This is a genomic window from Nocardia grenadensis (assembly GCF_050942415.1).
Classification (GTDB): domain Bacteria; phylum Actinomycetota; class Actinomycetes; order Mycobacteriales; family Mycobacteriaceae; genus Nocardia; species Nocardia grenadensis.
In genome coordinates this window covers 4361117-4378447 of record NZ_CP192054.1, presented here as the reverse complement: position 1 = coordinate 4378447, position 17331 = coordinate 4361117, and the positions used below count along the sequence as shown (strand labels likewise).

The window sequence follows — 17331 nt, the reverse complement described above, 5'->3', positions numbered from 1 at the left end:
CGGGCGGGTCACGTTCGCGTTCCGGTCCGCCGGCGCCTCGTAGGCTGGTACCCGTGGAAAGTCGTCCCGATTCCGTCACGGATCGACCCGCGGCCGAGGCCGGTGCGCCCGGCGAGCAGGCGGCCGGGCACCGGTCCGGTCCCGCGTTCTGGCGCGCCTACCGGGACCGGATCGCGCGGCGCCCTACGCTCGAGCTCGTCTACCGGGTCGGGGTGGCGGTCGTCGGCACCGCGGTGTTCGTCGTCGGGGTGATCACCATTCCGTTCCCCGGTCCGGGGTGGGCACTGGTGTTCGCCGGCATCGGCATCCTGGCCACCGAGTTCGCGGTGGCGCGGCGGGCGCTGGTGTGGTTGCGGGACAAGTACCGGCGCGGGATGGCCTGGTACATCTCGCGCGGGCCGATCATGCAGGTGATCGCCTTCCTGGCGACATGTGCGCTGGTCGTGGCCACCCTGTGGGTACTGGGGACGTTCGGATTGGTCGGTGACTGGATCGGAGTCGATTGGCAGTGGTTGCGCAGTCCGCTGATGTCGTGACGCCGGTGAGCGGCCGGATACTCACCGACGAATCGTGGCTGGCGGCTCGAATAGCGGATCTAGGCGCGTCCTGGCGCACCGACTCGATGCGGGTGAGCGCGACGCTGTGGTGGTGTATGACGGCCTCGGCGCTCGTCGAACAGGTGGTCCGGGCACTGGCACAGGGACGTCCGCTTCCGCCGCCCGCACTGGACCGGCTCGCGCTGACTCTGCGCGCCGACGGGACGGTCGAAAGAGTCCGGATCGACGAGGCGGGGTGGACCGCAGTACCGGATGGCTCCGGGGCCGAGGCCACCGAGGCCGATATCGCGGTGGCCCTGCGGGAGACCCTCACCACGGTGATCGGCCGCCTCGCCGCAGTATCGGGTGTCCGGGAACCGGCGCTGTGGGCGGTGGTCACCGATGTGGTGGCGGGCCGGGCCGTCGACGCCGGGCAGCCACCGATCGGTCGGCGGCTGGCCGAGGCGATCGGCACGGCACTGCCCGAACCCCGCTTCGTCGAGGTCGCCGGGCACACCTTCGTCCGCCGTGCCTCCTGCTGCCTGGTGTACGAGGCGCCGGGTTGCGAGAAATGTGTGAGCTGCCCCAAGCGCCGCCCCCATGAACGCGAAGCGCTCCTCGCGGATTACGCGCGGCGAGGGTGAGGCGTCGGTTCCGTTACCGGCCGGGCATACGCGCGGGCACGGCGAGCGACCTCGCCCGGTCCATCGACACGCGTTCCCGGCTGTGCCGATAGCATGGTCGCGGCCGGGCTGTGCCCGGTCACCGACAGACGGATCGAGTCGTCATCGAACCGGAACGAGCCGGAGTGATGCGGGCGACCCGTTGCCCGAACGAGCCGAACCGTAACCGGCCACAGATACCCGAGGAGAGCGCCACCGTGACCACCACAGCCCCCCGCAGCCCAGCCACCCTCGTCCGGGTGCCTGCCGGGACGACGGCGGGTGCCGCGGTGCGTGAGGCGGGCCTGCCGGCCAAGGGCCCCGATACCGTGGTCGTCGTCCGCGACGCCGCGGGACAGCTGCGCGACCTCTCCTGGGTTCCGGAACTCGATACCGAGGTCACCGCGGTCGCCGCGAACACCGAGGACGGCCGCAGCGTGATCCGCCATTCGGCCGCCCATGTGCTGGCCCAGGCGGTGCAGCAGGAGTTCCCCGAGGCCGTGCTGGGCATCGGTCCGCCGATCAAGGACGGCTTCTACTACGACTTCCGGGTCGAGCGTCCGTTCACCCCCGAGGATCTGGCCAAGCTCGAGTCCCGGATGAAGAAGATCGTCAAGGGCGCGCAGCGGTTCTCCCGCCGCGTGGTCGAGGTGGATCAGGCGCGGATCGAACTGGCGTCCGAACCGTTCAAACTCGAACTGATCGGCGACAAATCGGGGATCGACGATCCGGAGATCATGGAGGTCGGCGGTAACGAGCTGACCATCTACGACAATCTCGATCCGCGGACCGGTGAGCGGGTGTGGGGTGATCTGTGCCGCGGGCCGCACATCCCCACCACCAAATTCATCCCGGCCTTCAAACTGACCCGCAGTTCGGCCGCGTACTGGCGCGGGGACCAGAACCGGGAAGGCCTGCAGCGCATCTACGGCACCGCCTGGGAGTCGGCCGAGGCGCAGGACGAGTACCTGCACATGCTCGCCGAGGCCGAGAAGCGCGACCACCGCAAACTGGGCCTGGAACTCGACCTGTTCTCCTTCCCGGACGAACTGGGTTCGGGTCTGCCGGTGTTCCATCCCAAGGGCGGCATCATCCGCAAGGAGATGGAGGACTACTCGCGCGCGCAGCATGTGGCGGCGGGCTACGAGTTCGTCAACACCCCGCACATCACCAAGGCGCATCTGTTCGAGACCTCCAAGCACCTGGAGTGGTACGCCGACGGTATGTACCCGCCCATGCATCTCGATGCCGAACTCAACGAGGACGGCACGGTGCGCAAACCGGGGCAGGACTACTACCTCAAGCCGATGAACTGCCCGATGCACAACCTGATCTACCGGTCCCGGGGCCGGTCCTACCGGGAACTGCCACTGCGGCTGTTCGAATTCGGTTCGGTGTACCGGTACGAGAAGTCCGGGGTCGTGCACGGCCTGACCCGGGCTCGCGGTTTCACCCAGGACGACGCGCATCTCTACTGCACCCAAGAACAGGTGGTCGAGGAACTGACCGGCACCCTGCGGTTTGTGCTCGATCTGCTGAAGGCCTACGGTCTCGACGATTTCTACCTGGAGCTGTCCACCAAGGACCCGGACAAATACGTCGGCGCCGACGAACTGTGGGACGAGGCCACCGAGACCCTGCGCCAGGTGGGGGAGGCGTCCGGCCTGGAATTGGTGCCCGATCCGGGCGGCGCCGCCTTCTACGGTCCGAAGATCTCGGTGCAGACCCGCGACGCGCTCGGCCGCAACTGGCAGATGTCGACCATCCAGCTGGATTTCTTCGAACCGGACCTGTTCGAGCTCGAGTACACCGCTTCCGACGGCACCAAGAAGCGCCCGGTAATGATCCACCGGGCCCTGTTCGGCTCGATCGAACGCTTCTTCGGGGTCCTCACCGAGCACTACGCGGGGGCCTTCCCGGCCTGGCTGGCGCCGGTGCAGGTCGTCGGTATCCCGGTCGCCGACACCTTCGTCCCGCACCTGGACGCGGTGGTGACGCGGCTGCGCGCGGCCGGGGTCCGGGCCGAGGTCGATCGCGGTGACGACCGGATGCAGAAGAAGATCTTCAACCACACCGCGCAGAAGGTGCCGTTCATGCTGCTGGCCGGCGCGCGGGATGTGGAGGCCGACGCGGTGAGCTTCCGGTTCCGGGACGGCACCCAGGTCAACGGAGTACCGGTGGACGATGCGGTGCGAGTGGTCGCGGAGTGGATCCGCCGCCGCGACAATTCCTCGCCCACCGCGGACACGGTTCGCGCCCTGGTGTACAGCGAAGGCGGTGCACCCGCGTGACACCGGGTCCGTCCGGGCGGGGAAAGGGTATGGAGCATGAGTGAGCGCACGGTGCCGGACGAGCTGACCGAGGAGCCCGGCGCGGACCGGGAGCGGTCCGGCGAGATCGTGGATCGCGGTGCGGGCGAACCGGACCGGTTGCAGCGGCTGTGGACGCCGTACCGGATGTCCTACATCGCGGAGGCCGCCACCACGGCCCCCAAGGGCGCGACCGGGCATCCGTTCACCGATATACCCACCATGTCCGACGAGGACGGGCTGGTCGTCGCCCGCGGCGAGCAGGTGTACGCGGTGCTGAACCTGTATCCCTACAACCCGGGGCACATGATGGTGGTGCCTTATCGCCGGGTCGCGAACCTGGAGGATCTCACCGCCGCCGAATCCACCGAACTGATGGAGTTCACGCAGCGGGCCATCCGGACGATGAAGAAGGTGTCCCGGCCGCACGGGTTCAATGTGGGTCTCAACCTGGGCGGTGTCGCGGGTGGCTCGCTCGCCGACCATCTGCACCAGCACATCGTTCCGCGCTGGGGTGGTGACGCGAACTTCATCACCGTGATCGGGGGCGCGAAGGTGATGCCGCAGCTGCTGCGCGAGACCCGGGCGCTGCTCGCATCGGCCTGGGAGGAGGCGTAGATGAGCGACGCCGCGCTACGTGCGCGTGCCGGAACCGGACGGGTGCGGGTGAACCACCGGGCAGAGCAGGAGGGGTAGGTGCTGAGCATCTTCGGCCGGGCGACCTTCGCCAAGGCCACCGCGCCGTTGGGCAGGGCACTGGTCGGCACCGGCCTCACCCCGGACGCGGTCACTCTCATCGGTACCGCCGCCTCGATCGCCGCCGCGGTCACGCTGTACCCCACCGGGCATCTGTTCTGGGGAACCGTGCTCATCTGGCTGTTCGTCATGTTCGACATGCTCGACGGTGCGATGGCCCGGGCCCGGGGCGGCGGGACCCGCTACGGGGCGGTGCTCGACGCGACCTGCGACCGTGTCGCCGACGGTGCCATCTTCGGTTCGCTGGCCTGGTGGGCGGTCTACCAGGAACAGAGCAGACCGCTGTTCGTGGCCACACTGGTGGTGCTGGTGACCTCGCAGGTCATCTCCTATGCCAAGGCCCGGGCCGAGGCCAGCGGGCTGTCCGCCGACGGCGGCCTGATCGAACGCCCGGACCGGCTGGTGATCGTGCTGGTGGGGGCCGGGCTCACCGGTATCGGCGGGTACTGGGGTATCGAATGGCTCACCTGGGCCGTGCATGTGGCGATGTGGATCCTGGCCGTCCTCAGCATCGTGACGGTGGGCCAGCGGGTGCTGGCGGTCCGCAACTCGCCCGGCGCCCGCGAGATCCTGGGTAGCGCGAACAAGGGAACGGAGCAGTCGTGAGCGGGTGGCGGGCGAACGCGAGCGATCGCGGATACGCCGCGGGCTGGCGGCTGGTGCGCGCCCTCCCGGATCGGGCGGCGCGCACCGTGTTCGACCGGGGCGCGGATTTCGTGGCCCGCAAGGGCGGACCGGTCCAGTTGCGCCGCAACCTGGCCCGGGTGGTCGGGGCGCCCGCGGAAGCCGTATCCGACGAACTCGTGCGGGCGAGTATGCGTTCCTACGCCCGCTACTGGCGGGAGGTGTTCCGGCTACCGACGATGGATCACGCCGAACTGGTGGCATCGGGCCGGATCTCGGTGATCGGCCGGGAGCACCTGGACGCCGCGCTGGCCCGCGGTCGCGGGGTGGTGTTCGTGTTGCCGCATTCGGGCAACTGGGATATGGCCGGTACCTGGCTGGTGCAGAACTACGGCACGTTCACCACCGTCATGGAACGGCTGAAACCGGAATCGCTGTTCGAACGGTTCGTCGCCTACCGGGAGAGTCTGGGCTTCGAGGTGTTCCCGCTGACCGGCGGCGAGCAGCCGCCGTTCACCGCGCTGGCGCAGCGGTTGCGCGACAACAAGATCGTCTGCCTGTTGGGGGAGCGCGACCTCACCGGTCGCGGTGTCCCGGTCACCTTCTTCGGTGAACGGACCTGGATGCCGGCCGGGGCAGCCGCGCTCGCCGTGGAAACCGGTGCCGCGCTCATGCCGGTACACGTCTCGTTCACCGCGGACGACCGCGGCCGCGAGAGCTGGATCGTCCGCACCCGGGAACCGCTGGACGTCACCGACGGTGTCGCGGCCGCGACGCAGGCGCTGGCGGATTGTTTCGCCGCCGGTATCGCCGAGCATCCGGCCGACTGGCATATGTTGCAGCCGCTGTGGGAAACGGATCTGTCCGAGGCCCGGCTGGACCGTATCCACGCCGAACAGGCGCGGCGCGAGACGTATTCGATCGACGCCGGTGGAGACCGCGCCCCATGAGAATCGGCATGGTCTGTCCCTATTCGTTCGACGTACCGGGCGGCGTGCAGGCGCATGTGGTGGAGCTCGCGCAGGTGTTCCGGGAACGCGGGCACAAAGTGAGTGTGCTGGCACCCGCCGCGGAGACGACCGAGCTCCCCGATTTCGTCGTGTCGGCCGGGCGCGCGGTAGCGATCCCCTACAACGGCTCGGTGGCGCGGCTCTCCTTCGGGCCGACCGCCTACACCCGGATCCGCCGGTGGATCGAGAGCAACGAGTTCGATGTGTTGCATATCCACGAACCCAATGCGCCCAGTCTGTCCATGCTGGCCCTGAAGATCGCCGAGGGGCCGATCGTGGCCACCTTCCACACCTCTACGACGAAATCCCTGGTGCTGGCGACATTCCAGGGTGTGCTGCGGCCTTATCACGAGAAGATCAGCGGCCGGATCGCGGTTTCGGAACTGGCCCGCCGCTGGCAGGTGGAGGCACTCGGTTCCGACGCGGTGGAGATCCCGAACGGAGTCGATGTGCAGGCGTTCGCCCGTGCCCCGCGGCTGCCCGGCTATCCGCGGCGGGGCGGCACCGTCCTGTTCCTCGGCCGCTACGACGAGCCGCGTAAGGGGATGCAGATCCTACTGGGGGCGCTACCGGCCCTCGTCGCACGTCATCCCGAGGTGGAGGTCCTGGTCGTCGGTCGCGGCGACGAGGACCGGCTGCGCCGGGAGGCCGGTCCGCTCGCCCGGCACCTGCGCTTCCTGGGCCAGGTCTCGGATGCGGAGAAGGCCTCGGCCATGCGCAGCGCCGACGTCTACGTGGCACCGAATCTGGGCGGGGAGAGTTTCGGGATCATCCTCATCGAGGCCATGGCCGCCGGAACCGCCGTGGTGGCCAGCGAACTGGATGCCTTCCGCCGGGTACTACGCGACGGCGCCGCCGGGCTGCTGGTGCCGATCGGTGATGCGGCGGCCCTGGCCGACGCCCTGGACACGGTGCTCACCGACGAGGCCCGGCGCGGTGATCTGGTGCGCACCGCGACACAGGTGGTCGGCACCTACGACTGGCCGGTGGTGGCCGAACAGATCCTGCGGGTCTACGAAACCGTGGTGGTCGGCGATCTGCGGGTGCGGGTGGCCGGGTGATCACTTTCTCCGCGACCACGGTTCTCGTTCTCGCGCTCGTCGCCGCCCTCGTGGTCGCACTCGGGGTGTGGGCCTATTCCACCGCCAATCGGCTCGACCGCCTGCATGTGCGCACCGATCTGGCCTGGCACGCGCTGGAGGCGGCGCTGGCCCGCCGGGCCGTGGTGGCCCGGGCGGTGGCGATTTCGCTGGCCGGATCACACGCGGGCCCGGAGCCCGATACGGCCGAGTTCGCCCGGCGGCTCACCGCACTGGCCGATCGCGCCGAACGCACCGGCCGCGACGACCGGGAGACCGTGGAGAACCAGCTGGCGGCCGCACTGTCGGCCGTCGATATCGCCCGGCTGCCGACCCAGCAGGTCGCCGAACTGGCCGACGCCGAGGCCCGGGTGCTCATCGCCCGCCGCTTCCACAACGATGCCGTACGCGACACCCTGGCGCTGCGAACCCGCCGCCCGGTGCGCTGGCTGCACCTCGGCGGTACCGCCCCTACGCCGACCTACTTCGAGATCGCCGAACGGGCCACTCCCGCGGCCGCCACCGGACTCGAGGTCGACACCACGCGGGTTTCGGCGCGGGTGGCCCTGCTCGACGAACAGGACCGGATCCTGCTCATGCGCGGGCACGATCCACTGGCCCCGGAGGTGTCGTTCTGGTTCACCGTCGGCGGTGGCGTGGAACCGGGGGAGAGCCTGCGCGAAGCCGCGGTGCGCGAAGTGTACGAGGAGACCGGGCTCACCGCCGATCCGGCCGCCCTGCGCGGCCCGATCTGGCGGCGGGTGGCGGTTTTCCCGTTCAACGGCGAGCTGATCCGGTCCGAGGAGCTGTTCTTCGCACTGCGGGTGCCGCGCTTCGAACCCGACGCGGCGGAGCTCACCTCTATCGAGCAACGCTCCATCACCGGTAACCGGTGGTACGGCCCGGACGAAATCCGGGAGCAGGTCGCCGCAGGTGAGATGGTGTATCCGTACCAGTTGGACGAGTTGCTCGCGGAAGCCGCGGCCGCGGCCGACGCCGCGGGCGATCCGGAGGTCCGTTCCATCCGGTGAATGTGACCGGGCTCACTGTCGTGATAGGGTCGCAGACGGTTTGACACGCCGAGGATGTGTCGATTCGGTGTGTGGAGGTGAAGACGTGTCCTACATCCTGTTCGATTACCTGTTGCCGATTCTGGGTCCCGGCGCCGCCGAGTACTGGGCGAAGCTGCTGGTGGTCGATCCGATCTGAGTTCGTTCCCAGTGCCCCGCCGGGCCGGTGTCACACCGGTCCGGCGGGGCCGTTTTCCGGTCCAGTAGCCGGAGGTCGGCGATAAATCGCAGGTGGTTGCCAGTCCAGTCTGCGCCAACTGGCTATGAAGCCGTTTCGTCGCCCCACCTAGAATCGTGGTGTTCATCGACGATCCCCACCTGGCAACAGACACAGGAGCTACCGTGACCACGCCCGAGACCACCCAGACCCCCGACGCGACCCGCGAGGCCGGTACCGCCCGCGTGAAGCGCGGTATGGCCGAGATGCTCAAGGGCGGGGTGATCATGGATGTCGTCACCCCGGAGCAGGCCAAGATCGCCGAGGATGCCGGTGCGGTCGCGGTGATGGCGCTCGAACGGGTGCCGGCCGATATCCGCGCCCAGGGCGGAGTGTCCCGGATGAGCGATCCGGACATGATCGACGGGATCATCGAAGCGGTCTCCATCCCGGTGATGGCCAAGGCCCGGATCGGGCATTTCGTGGAGGCGCAGGTACTGCAGAGCCTCGGTGTCGACTACATCGACGAATCCGAGGTGCTCACCCCCGCCGACTACGCCAACCACATCGACAAGTGGAATTTCACGGTGCCGTTCGTCTGCGGCGCCACCAATCTCGGTGAGGCGTTGCGCCGGATCACCGAGGGTGCGGCCATGATTCGCTCCAAGGGCGAGGCGGGCACCGGTGATGTCTCCAACGCCACCACGCATATGCGCAAGATCCGGCAGGAGATCACCAGGCTGACCTCCCTCCCCACCGATGAGCTGTTCGTCGCCGCCAAGGAACTCCAGGCGCCCTACGAACTCGTGAAGGAGATCGCCGAAACCGGGAAACTGCCCGTCGTGCTGTTCACCGCCGGCGGTATCGCCACCCCGGCCGACGCGGCCATGATGATGCAGCTCGGCGCCGAGGGCGTTTTCGTCGGTTCGGGCATCTTCAAGTCCGGCAACCCGGCGCAGCGCGCGAGCGCGATTGTCAAAGCGACCACGTTCTACGACGACCCAGATGTGCTCGCCAAGGTGTCGCGCGGACTGGGTGAGGCGATGGTCGGGATCAATGTCGACGAGATCCCGCAGCCGCACCGGCTGGCCGAACGCGGTTGGTGAACAAGGCGATCAGGGTTACGCCGCCCCGTCTGGGGGCGTCGTGTGCGCCGCGTGTATTCGCAGGGATGTCGAGACGGCTCGGCTCCTGCCGGCACCCGGCATGTAGCGGCAGATGGGCCGGCTGTCGTGCGGTCAGCTGGTGCCAGTCCGCAGAGCCGGCCGGTCGGGATGGTCCCAGCGCACGAAATATTCTGCTGCCTCGCTGTTTTCGCGGTCATGGGCGAGCAGGGCCGGTACGGTCCAGAAATCTTCGTCCGGGGTGCTGCGGGTGAGCGCGCCCGCGCTGAGGTCGAGGTGGACGGCGCGGTCGAAGGGCAGGTCGCGACCCAGCAGCATGGGGCCCGCCACGAACAGGACCGTTCCGGGCAGCGCGGTGCGCCGGCAGGCCCGTGCGGAGCGGTCGGCGGCCTCGTCCCACAGTGCGGGCAGCCAGGTACCGGTTCGGTGCACCGCATCGATTACTTCGCGCCGCAGCGCCGGATAGTCGAACCAACTCGCGCGATACGACGTCTCGTCGCGGCCGAACTCCATTCGCAGCGAGGCAGGCCGGACGTAATCGTGCAGCGACACCGTTTCGGCGGGCCGACCGTCGGCCCGTACCCGCTCGGCGGCGCGGTCCGCGAACCCGAGCGGGCGGGCCGCGTCGGCGCCGTCGACGCCGACCACCCGGTACCCGTCCAGCGTCCGCAGATCCCGGGTCAGTAGTTCGGCGAGGGCGTCGGGGGTCGTCGGTGTGAAACGCGGCACCGGACCATCACAGCAGGTCCGGCCGGGCGGTCGGTGACGGGGATTACCCGCGACCGGATCGTGGGAAATCAGGGGCTCGGGATAATGTCAGCGGATGGCGACTATCGAAGAGGCACTGGAGATCGAACGCCTCGAGCGGGATATTTTCCGCGGCGCGTCCACCAAAACCCAGCTGCCGCGTACGTTCGGCGGCCAGGTGGCGGGCCAGGCGCTGGTGTCGGCGGTGCGCACGGTGGAGCCGCGGTTCCAGGTCCATTCGCTGCACGGCTACTTCCTGCGCCCCGGTAATCCCGGCGCGCCCACCGTCTACCTGGTGGACCGGGTCCGGGACGGTCGCTCCTTCTGCACCCGCCGCGTCACCGGGGTGCAGGACGGTGACGCCATATTCACCATGTCGGCGTCCTTCCACATCGGTGACGAGGGGCCGTCGCATCAGGACGAGATGGCCGATGTGGCGCCGCCGAACGATCTTCCCGACGCCGCGACCAGCATGGATCCGGAGCGGTTGTGGGCCATGCGGGAATGGGAGCACTGGGATATCCGCCCGGTGCCGCAGGACCAGGTGACCCAGCGGCCCGGGGTGGTCTCCCCGCAGCAGGTGTGGTTCCGCTACCGGCATCCGCTGCCCGACGATCCGCTGTTCCATGTGTGCACGCTCGCCTATATGAGCGATATGACGCTGCTCGGCTCCTCCAAAGTCACCCATCCCGACGAACCCACCCAGAACGCCTCGCTCGATCACGCGATGTGGTTCCTGCGCCCGTTCCGAACCGACGACTGGCTGCTCTACGACCAGTCGTCGCCATCGGCCGGTTTCGGCCGCGCCCTGACCGGCGGGAAGATCTTCGATCGCGACGGCCGACTGGTGGCCGCGGTGGTGCAGGAGGGTCTGACCCGGACGCTGCGTCCCTGAGCGGACGGTCCGTCGGTCCGGCGCCGGCGTGACCCCGCGCACACCGGTCCGGCTCGTAAGCTCGCACACGTGAACGAGTCTGCGGTGTCCCCGGAAGTGGCAGCCGCACCGGAAGCCGGTGCCGCGCCCGACCAGCCCACTATCGGCGTGCTGGCCCTGCAGGGCGATATCCGGGAACATATCGCGGTGCTCGCCGCATGCGGTGCCCGTCCGGTCCTGGTCCGCCGCCCGGACGAGTTGGCCGCCGTCGACGCGCTGGTCCTGCCCGGCGGGGAGTCCACGGCGATCAGCAAACTGCTCGAGATCTTCGAACTGCTCGAACCGTTGCGTGCCCGGCTGCGCGCCGGGATGCCGGCGTTCGGGTCCTGCGCCGGGATGATCCTGCTGGCGAGCGAGGTGCTCGATACCCGTGCCGACGCGAAACATCTCGACGGAATCGATATGACGGTGCGGCGCAACGCCTTCGGGCGACAGGTCGACTCGTTCGAAACCGATGTCGAATTCGCCGGGCTGCCCGGCGGCCCGGTCCGGGCGGTGTTCATCCGCGCGCCGTGGGTCGAACGTGCAGGTGCGGCCGTGGAGGTGCTGGCCCGGGTGCCGAGCGGTCCGGCCGCCGACCGGATCGTCGCCGTCCGGCAGGGGCGGGTCGTGGCCACGGCCTTCCACCCGGAAGTCACCGGTGATCACCGTGTGCACCGAATGTTCGTCGATCTGGTCCGTGGCGTAGCGTTGTCCAGCGATACCGTGCCATCGACCTGAAGGAAGTAGGGAATGAGCGGCCACTCCAAATGGGCCACCACCAAGCACAAGAAGGCGGCGATCGATGCTAAGCGTGGCAAGCTCTTCGCCAAGCTGATCAAGAACATCGAGGTGGCGGCCCGGACCGGCGGTGGCGATCCGGAAGGCAACCCGACGCTGTTCGACGCCATCCAGAAGGCCAAGAAATCGTCGGTTCCCAACGACAATATCGAGCGGGCACGTAAGCGCGGCGGTGGCGAGGAAGCCGGCGGCGCCGACTGGCAGACCATCATGTACGAGGGCTACGGCCCCAACGGTGTCGCCGTCCTGATCGAATGCCTCACCGACAACCGCAACCGGGCCGCCGGCGAGGTGCGCGTCGCTATGACCCGCAACGGCGGGAACATGGCCGATCCGGGATCGGTGTCCTACCTGTTCCACCGCAAGGGCATCGTCACTCTGGAGAAGAACGGTCTGTCCGAGGACGATGTGCTGATGGCGGTGCTGGATGCCGGCGCCGAGGAGGTCAACGACCTCGGTGAATCCTTCGAGATCATCAGCGAGCCCGGCGATCTGATCGAGGTCCGCAAGGCGCTGCAGTCGTCCGATATCGACTACGACTCCGCCGAATCCGGGTTCCAGCCGTCGGTGAGTGTCGCGGTCGACGCGGACGGTGCCCGCAAGGTGTTCAAACTGGTCGACGCGCTGGAGGACAGCGACGACGTCCAGAACGTGTACACCAATGTCGATATCTCCGACGAGGTACTGGCCGAACTGGACGCCGACTAGCCGGCCAGCCCGGCGTAGTGATCTCGCAGGGCGGGGTAGTAGTCGTCGAAGTCGGGGCGTCGCGCATCCGTGCGCGACGCACCGAGCGCATCCAGGTAGTAGTCCCAGCCCGGCCCGATCTCGGGTAGCTGTTCGGTCGAGATCAGATGATGGACGAACACGAGCTCGGTCAGCCCCTCGTGTTCGGTGAGGGTGACCTCGAGCTGCCAGCTGCCGTGCTCGTCGACGGTGCGCAGGGCGAGATGACGTGGCGGGTCGCACGCGTCGACCGTGTACTCGCTCCAGGGCTGCCCCTCTTCGTAGGACAACCGCACCCGTATTGTCCGGCCCGGTCCGGGCTCGCCCTGCCACGGCCCGAACCAGCGGGCGGTGCGCTCGGATTCGGTGATACTGGCCCAGACGTCCGTGATGGGTGCGCGATAGGTCCGCGTGAGGACCAGATCGTGGCCGGCCGGTGTGTTCTCCAGGCGTCCGGTGGGGTGGATGGTCATGCCGAGTTCTCCTCGTGGTCGGAAATTTTCAGGGGATCGGGGAGTTGTGGCCCGATAGGGGATTGCTCGGCGGTCGATCTGCGCTCACGGCGGGTCCGGTGGACCTCGGTGGCCAGTGCGTCCAGCCGGTGTTCCCACGCCGCCGGTTCGTCCAGGGCGGCGAGCCAGGTGCGTATTTCGCGTAGCGGTGCGGTGTCCAGGGTGTAGTAGCGCTGCCGTCCCACCAGTTCGTCGCGGACCAGGCCGCTGTCGCGTAGTACCCGGAGATGCCGGCTGATCGCGGGCCGGCTGATCGGGAACCGGTCGGCGATCGCGCCCGCGGTGCGGCGGGTGCCGCGCAGCATCTCCAGGATCTCCCGCCGTACCGGGTCGGCGATTGCCGCGGCTACCTCGTCCACGAGCAAAGAGTAACCAGTTGGTTACGCGTTTGTCCAGGGGGCGCTGCGGGGCGGGTCATGCGCGCCGGGCACGCGGGATCGAGGGACCACGGGCGTGCCACCGGAGCGGGGGTGGCGGGCGGCGGCACAATGGCGGCATGGTCGCTGTGACTCTCGTGCACGGGGATATCACCGAGCAGCAGGTCGACGCGGTGGTCAATGCCGCCAACTCGGAACTGCTCGGCGGCGGGGGTGTGGACGGCGCGATACACCGGCGCGGAGGGCCCGCGATCCTGGCCGAATGCCGGCGGCTACGGGAGACCGACTACCCCCGCGGACTGCCCACCGGGCAGGCAGTGGCGACCACTGCCGGCGATCTGCCGGCCCGATGGGTCGTTCATGCGGTCGGCCCGGTGTGGTCGGCCCGCGGCGACCGCGCGGCACAGCTCGCCCCGCTGCTGGCTTCCTGCTACCGCGAATCGCTGCGGGTGGCGGACGAACTGGGCGCGCGGACGGTCGCGTTCCCGGCGATCTCCACCGGTGGGTACCGCTGGCCGATGGACGACGGGGCTCGGATCGCGATCGACGCCGTCCGGGCCACCTCGACCCGGGTCGAGGAAGTGCGGTTCGTGCTCTACGACGCCGCCGCGTACGACATCTTCGCAGCGCAGCTGGGCCGCTGAGCCCCCGTCGACCCCGGCCCGTGTCCCTGGCACCGAGATACCCGGTCCTGCACTAGACTTCGAACAACTGTTCGTTCTGGGAAGGGATTCGTCGGTGCGGGTGATGGGCGTCGACCCCGGGCTCACCCGGTGTGGGGTGAGCATGGTCGAAGGGGGCGCGGGGCGCACCGTGCGGGCGATCGCGGTGGATGTGGTCCGCACACCGGCCGAGATGGACCTGGCCCGGCGACTGCTGCGGATATCCGATGCCGCCGAGGAGTGGATGGAAACCCACCGACCCGAAGTGGTGGCGATCGAGCGGGTGTTCGCGCAGCACAATGTGCGCACCGCCATGGGCACCGCACAGGCGGGCGGGGTCATCGCACTGGCGGCCGCGCGCCGCGATATCCCGGTCATGTTCCATACTCCCAGTGAGGTGAAGGCGGCCGTCACCGGTAACGGCGGTGCGGACAAGAAACAGGTGACGGCCATGGTCACCCGGATCCTCGGGCTCGCGGCCCCGCCCAAACCGGCCGATGCCGCCGACGCGCTGGCACTCGCCATCTGCCACTGCTGGCGGGCGCCGCTGCTGGAGCGGATCGCACGGGCCGAAGCCCTGGCCGAACGGGCCCGGAAGCAGTACACACAACGACTCGAACAGCAGCGGAAGGCGGTACGCGGGTGATCGCGTCTCTACGCGGCGAAGTCCTGGAACTCGCCCTCGATCATGTCGTCCTGGAGGCCTCGGGAGTCGGATATCAGCTCAACGCCACCCCCGCGACCTTGGCCGGTCTCACCCGTGGTGCCGAGGCCACGCTGTTCACCGCATTGATCGTGCGCGAGGATTCGATGACCCTGTACGGGTTCGCCGACACCGAGTCGCGTGATCTGTTCGGTCTGTTGCAGACCGTGTCCGGGGTGGGCCCGCGGCTGGCCATGGCGGTGCTGGCGGTACTGGAACCCGAGGCGCTGCGCAAGGCACTGGCCGCGGGCGATATCGCGGCCCTCACCCGGGTGCCCGGGATCGGTAAACGTGGCGCCGAGCGGATGGTCGTGGAACTGCGGGACAAGGTGAACCTGGTGCCGGTACCCGCCGGCGGTGCGGCCACTGCCGCACCGGTGCACACTCCCGTCCGCGATCAGGTCGTGGAAGCCCTCGCCGGTCTCGGGTTCCCGCTCAAACAGGCCGAACCGGCCGTGGACGCGGTGCTGGCCGAGAACCCCGCCGCGGGTAATTCGGCCGCGCTGCGCGCCGCGCTCGGGATGTTGGGCCGGAACCGCTAGGCAGCAATGGAATACGACGACGACCAAGACACCCCGGAATCGCCGGTCAGCGCCGGCTACCTGGCCTCCGACGGGGATACCGACTCCGGATTACGCCCCACCTCGCTCGACGGCTTCATCGGTCAGCCGCGGGTACGTGAACAGCTCGCCCTGGTGCTGCGCGGCGCCCGGGCGCGTGGCGGTACCCCCGATCACATCCTGCTGTCGGGTCCGCCGGGCCTGGGTAAGACGAGCCTGGCGATGATCATCGCCACCGAACTCGGGACCGCGTTGCGCATCACCTCCGGACCGGCCCTGGAACGCGCGGGCGATCTGGCCGCCATGCTCAGCAACCTGGTCGCCGGAGACGTGCTGTTCATCGACGAGATCCACCGCATGGCCCGGCCCGCCGAGGAGATGCTCTATCTGGCGATGGAGGATTTCCGGGTCGATGTGGTGGTCGGCAAGGGGCCGGGCGCGACGTCGATTCCGCTCGATATCGCGCCGTTCACCCTGGTGGGGGCCACCACCCGCGCGGGTGCGCTCACCGGCCCGCTGCGCGACCGGTTCGGTTTCACCGGCCATATGGACTTCTACGAACCCGACGAACTGCTGCTCATCCTGCAGCGCTCCGCGCAGATCCTCGGTGTGGGCATCGATACCGATGCCGCCACCGAGGTCGCGGGCCGCTCCCGGGGGACACCCCGGATCGCCAACCGGCTCTTGCGCCGGGTGCGCGACTACGCCGAGGTCCGGGCCGACGGCATGATCACCCTGGCGGTCGCCCGGGCGGCACTCGAGGTCTACGACGTCGACCCGATGGGCCTGGACCGGCTCGACCGCGCGGTGCTGGGTGCCCTGGTCCGGGGTTTCGGTGGAGGGCCGGTGGGCGTATCGACCCTGGCCGTGGCGGTCGGCGAGGAACCCGCCACGGTCGAGGAGGTGTGCGAACCGTTCCTGGTGCGGGCCGGGATGGTCGCGCGTACCCCGCGCGGCCGGGTGGCGACCGCGGCCGCCTGGACCCATCTGGGTCTCACACCGCCCCCTGACCTGGCCTTCGGCGGGCTGGAGGTGCGGAGCCGGGAACCCCACCCGACGCTCGACCTGTTCGAGTGAACGGCGGCGGTCCGCCGTCCGGTCAGAAGCCGAACTCGCGCCGCACCCGCTCGACGAAGGCGTCCACCTGCTCGGGGTGGTAGCCGCGCCCGAACAATCCCGCCGGCGCCCGGAACCCGCGGTTCAGGATCTCGCGGGTCAATGTGACGCGGCGCTGCAGCGCGGCGGCGACGAGGTCCAGCAGTTCGTCGACATCCTGTTCCCGGTAGCCCCGGCGGCCGAACGGCGCTCGCGCGAAAGTGATCTCGTGGACTTCCTCGGGAGTCATCCGCCGATTATCGCGGGGCCGGCCATTGCCCGCCGGGTGTTCGCCGGAGGGTGAGATGTGCCACCGGGCCACACCCGGCTCCGCCCCGGTACCGCGTGTTGGGGCGTGCGGGTGTGGCGCGGATCCGAAGAACTGGCAGACTGTGTGCGTACCTGTCCCCCTCCCCACCCAGATCAGGAACTGACTTCGACCATGGATCTGCTGTTTCCGCTCATACTGGTCGCGCTGCTGGTGCCGATGTTCCTAGGCATGCGCCGCCAGAAGAAAGAGGCCGACAAAGTCGCCCAGATGCAGGACAGCCTGAAGGTCGGTGACCGGGTCACCACCACCTCGGGCCTGTACGGCACCGTGGTCGAGGCCGACGACACCAGTGTCGATCTCGAGATCGCCGAGGATGTCGTGACCACCTGGCTACGTGCGGCCATCCGCGACGTGCGCGTCGACGATACCGACGACGAAACCGCTGGTGACAGCGCTGAGGGCGCCGAGTCAACCGACTCCGCCGACGCCCCCGCCGCCGCCGCCGAGGAGACCCCGGCGCAGACCGAAACCCGGCTGACCAAGGACTGACACACCACGGCCCGGCCACCGGAACCGGATATCCCGGGCAACCGGTGGTATAGGCATGTGCCGTGGCCGTTCCACCCAGAACTTCCGC

General features: G+C 69.0%; 21 protein-coding genes. 17 read left to right on the top strand and 4 right to left on the bottom strand.

The window, feature by feature from the left end:
* The first annotated feature begins 53 nt into the window (after positions 1-53).
* From ACQPYS_RS19940 to pdxS, 9 genes are all read left to right on the top strand, one after another.
* Positions 54-536, top strand: coding sequence for a TIGR02611 family protein (locus ACQPYS_RS19940; protein ID WP_084481604.1), 483 nt, complete (start codon positions 54-56; stop codon positions 534-536).
* Entirely contained in the window at positions 533-1180 is a 648-nt protein-coding gene (locus tag ACQPYS_RS19935) for a (2Fe-2S)-binding protein (RefSeq protein WP_433490437.1), read from the top strand. The genes ACQPYS_RS19940 and ACQPYS_RS19935 overlap by 4 nt, the downstream gene beginning before the upstream one ends.
* A gap of 236 nt (positions 1181-1416) precedes the next feature.
* Positions 1417-3489: a threonine--tRNA ligase gene (thrS, locus tag ACQPYS_RS19930; RefSeq protein ID WP_433490436.1), complete on the top strand. Its 2073-nt coding sequence runs from the start codon at positions 1417-1419 to the stop codon at positions 3487-3489.
* A gap of 36 nt (positions 3490-3525) precedes the next feature.
* On the top strand, positions 3526-4125 hold the full coding sequence (locus ACQPYS_RS19925; RefSeq protein ID WP_433490435.1) for an HIT family protein: 600 nt from the start codon (positions 3526-3528) through the stop codon (positions 4123-4125).
* A 78-nt stretch (positions 4126-4203) separates the two neighbouring features.
* Positions 4204-4869: a phosphatidylinositol phosphate synthase gene (gene pgsA / locus ACQPYS_RS19920; protein WP_431939661.1), complete on the top strand. Its 666-nt coding sequence runs from the start codon at positions 4204-4206 to the stop codon at positions 4867-4869.
* The gene (locus tag ACQPYS_RS19915) at positions 4866-5837 is read left to right on the top strand and encodes a phosphatidylinositol mannoside acyltransferase (protein WP_433490434.1); all 972 of its coding nucleotides are present in this window, start codon (positions 4866-4868) and stop codon (positions 5835-5837) included. Before pgsA ends, ACQPYS_RS19915 begins: the two co-directional genes overlap by 4 nt.
* Positions 5834-6958, top strand: a complete 1125-nt coding sequence (locus tag ACQPYS_RS19910) for a glycosyltransferase family 4 protein (protein WP_063040078.1) — start codon at positions 5834-5836, stop codon at positions 6956-6958. Before ACQPYS_RS19915 ends, ACQPYS_RS19910 begins: the two co-directional genes overlap by 4 nt.
* A complete protein-coding gene (locus tag ACQPYS_RS19905; RefSeq protein ID WP_433493084.1) occupies positions 6958-8007 on the top strand; it encodes an NUDIX domain-containing protein in 1050 nt (349 codons plus the stop codon). Before ACQPYS_RS19910 ends, ACQPYS_RS19905 begins: the two co-directional genes overlap by 1 nt.
* 381 nt (positions 8008-8388) lie before the next feature.
* The gene (gene pdxS, locus ACQPYS_RS19900; protein ID WP_083872722.1) at positions 8389-9309 is read left to right on the top strand and encodes a pyridoxal 5'-phosphate synthase lyase subunit PdxS; all 921 of its coding nucleotides are present in this window, start codon (positions 8389-8391) and stop codon (positions 9307-9309) included.
* Between the two features lie 132 nt (positions 9310-9441).
* Here the strand turns inward: pdxS and ACQPYS_RS19895 are convergent, their stop codons facing one another.
* Entirely contained in the window at positions 9442-10056 is a 615-nt protein-coding gene (locus tag ACQPYS_RS19895) for a hypothetical protein (RefSeq protein WP_431939659.1), read from the bottom strand.
* A 94-nt stretch (positions 10057-10150) separates the two neighbouring features.
* On the opposite strand from ACQPYS_RS19895, the gene ACQPYS_RS19890 reads away from it, so the two are divergent.
* From ACQPYS_RS19890 to ACQPYS_RS19880, 3 genes are all read left to right on the top strand, one after another.
* Positions 10151-10969 carry an acyl-CoA thioesterase gene (locus ACQPYS_RS19890; RefSeq protein WP_433490433.1) on the top strand — a complete coding sequence of 273 codons (819 nt, stop codon included), beginning with the start codon at positions 10151-10153 and terminating at the stop codon, positions 10967-10969.
* Positions 10970-11065: 96 nt separating this feature from the next.
* On the top strand, positions 11066-11728 hold the full coding sequence (gene pdxT, locus ACQPYS_RS19885; RefSeq protein WP_063040115.1) for a pyridoxal 5'-phosphate synthase glutaminase subunit PdxT: 663 nt from the start codon (positions 11066-11068) through the stop codon (positions 11726-11728).
* A gap of 12 nt (positions 11729-11740) precedes the next feature.
* Positions 11741-12496 (top strand): YebC/PmpR family DNA-binding transcriptional regulator, encoded by a 756-nt coding sequence (locus ACQPYS_RS19880; protein WP_030521551.1) that lies wholly within the window; start codon positions 11741-11743, stop codon positions 12494-12496.
* Here the strand turns inward: ACQPYS_RS19880 and ACQPYS_RS19875 are convergent.
* Both ACQPYS_RS19875 and ACQPYS_RS19870 read right to left on the bottom strand, forming a co-directional pair.
* On the bottom strand, positions 12493-12987 hold the full coding sequence (locus tag ACQPYS_RS19875) for an SRPBCC family protein (RefSeq protein WP_063040068.1): 495 nt from the start codon (positions 12985-12987) through the stop codon (positions 12493-12495). The genes ACQPYS_RS19880 and ACQPYS_RS19875 overlap by 4 nt on opposite strands.
* Positions 12984-13385, bottom strand: coding sequence for a metalloregulator ArsR/SmtB family transcription factor (locus ACQPYS_RS19870; RefSeq protein WP_431939658.1), 402 nt, complete (start codon positions 13383-13385; stop codon positions 12984-12986). Before ACQPYS_RS19870 ends, ACQPYS_RS19875 begins: the two co-directional genes overlap by 4 nt.
* A 137-nt stretch (positions 13386-13522) precedes the next feature.
* On the opposite strand from ACQPYS_RS19870, the gene ACQPYS_RS19865 reads away from it, so the two are divergent.
* The 4 genes from ACQPYS_RS19865 (at position 13523) to ruvB (ending at position 16405) form a co-directional block, all read left to right on the top strand.
* The gene (locus tag ACQPYS_RS19865) at positions 13523-14047 is read left to right on the top strand and encodes an O-acetyl-ADP-ribose deacetylase (RefSeq protein WP_063040066.1); all 525 of its coding nucleotides are present in this window, start codon (positions 13523-13525) and stop codon (positions 14045-14047) included.
* Between the two features lie 94 nt (positions 14048-14141).
* Positions 14142-14711, top strand: a complete 570-nt coding sequence (ruvC, locus tag ACQPYS_RS19860; protein WP_063040064.1) for a crossover junction endodeoxyribonuclease RuvC — start codon at positions 14142-14144, stop codon at positions 14709-14711.
* On the top strand, positions 14708-15310 hold the full coding sequence (ruvA, locus tag ACQPYS_RS19855; protein ID WP_063040062.1) for a Holliday junction branch migration protein RuvA: 603 nt from the start codon (positions 14708-14710) through the stop codon (positions 15308-15310). Before ruvC ends, ruvA begins: the two co-directional genes overlap by 4 nt.
* A gap of 6 nt (positions 15311-15316) precedes the next feature.
* The gene (gene ruvB, locus ACQPYS_RS19850) at positions 15317-16405 is read left to right on the top strand and encodes a Holliday junction branch migration DNA helicase RuvB (protein ID WP_063040060.1); all 1089 of its coding nucleotides are present in this window, start codon (positions 15317-15319) and stop codon (positions 16403-16405) included.
* 22 nt (positions 16406-16427) lie between these two features.
* On the opposite strand, the gene ACQPYS_RS19845 is transcribed toward ruvB, so the two are convergent.
* Positions 16428-16673, bottom strand: coding sequence for a DivIVA domain-containing protein (locus tag ACQPYS_RS19845; protein WP_063040058.1), 246 nt, complete (start codon positions 16671-16673; stop codon positions 16428-16430).
* A 192-nt stretch (positions 16674-16865) separates the two neighbouring features.
* On the opposite strand from ACQPYS_RS19845, the gene yajC reads away from it, so the two are divergent.
* Positions 16866-17243 (top strand): preprotein translocase subunit YajC, encoded by a 378-nt coding sequence (gene yajC / locus ACQPYS_RS19840; RefSeq protein WP_431939657.1) that lies wholly within the window; start codon positions 16866-16868, stop codon positions 17241-17243.
* Positions 17244-17331: the final 88 nt, after the last annotated feature.

Bases quoted from the DNA above. Each gene is read 5' to 3' on its own strand.
- ACQPYS_RS19925 (WP_433490435.1), top strand. From the start codon at position 3,526: ATGAGTGAGCGCACGGTGCCGGACGAGCTGACCGAGGAGCCCGGCGCG.
- ACQPYS_RS19910 (WP_063040078.1), top strand. From the start codon at position 5,834: ATGAGAATCGGCATGGTCTGTCCCTATTCGTTCGACGTACCGGGCGGC.
- ACQPYS_RS19890 (WP_433490433.1), top strand. From the start codon at position 10,151: ATGGCGACTATCGAAGAGGCACTGGAGATCGAACGCCTCGAGCGGGAT.
- ACQPYS_RS19880 (WP_030521551.1), top strand. From the start codon at position 11,741: ATGAGCGGCCACTCCAAATGGGCCACCACCAAGCACAAGAAGGCGGCG.
- ACQPYS_RS19875 (WP_063040068.1), bottom strand. From the start codon at position 12,987: ATGACCATCCACCCCACCGGACGCCTGGAGAACACACCGGCCGGCCAC.
- ACQPYS_RS19865 (WP_063040066.1), top strand. From the start codon at position 13,523: ATGGTCGCTGTGACTCTCGTGCACGGGGATATCACCGAGCAGCAGGTC.
- ruvB (WP_063040060.1), top strand. From the start codon at position 15,317: ATGGAATACGACGACGACCAAGACACCCCGGAATCGCCGGTCAGCGCC.
- ACQPYS_RS19845 (WP_063040058.1), bottom strand. From the start codon at position 16,673: ATGACTCCCGAGGAAGTCCACGAGATCACTTTCGCGCGAGCGCCGTTC.
- yajC (WP_431939657.1), top strand. From the start codon at position 16,866: ATGGATCTGCTGTTTCCGCTCATACTGGTCGCGCTGCTGGTGCCGATG.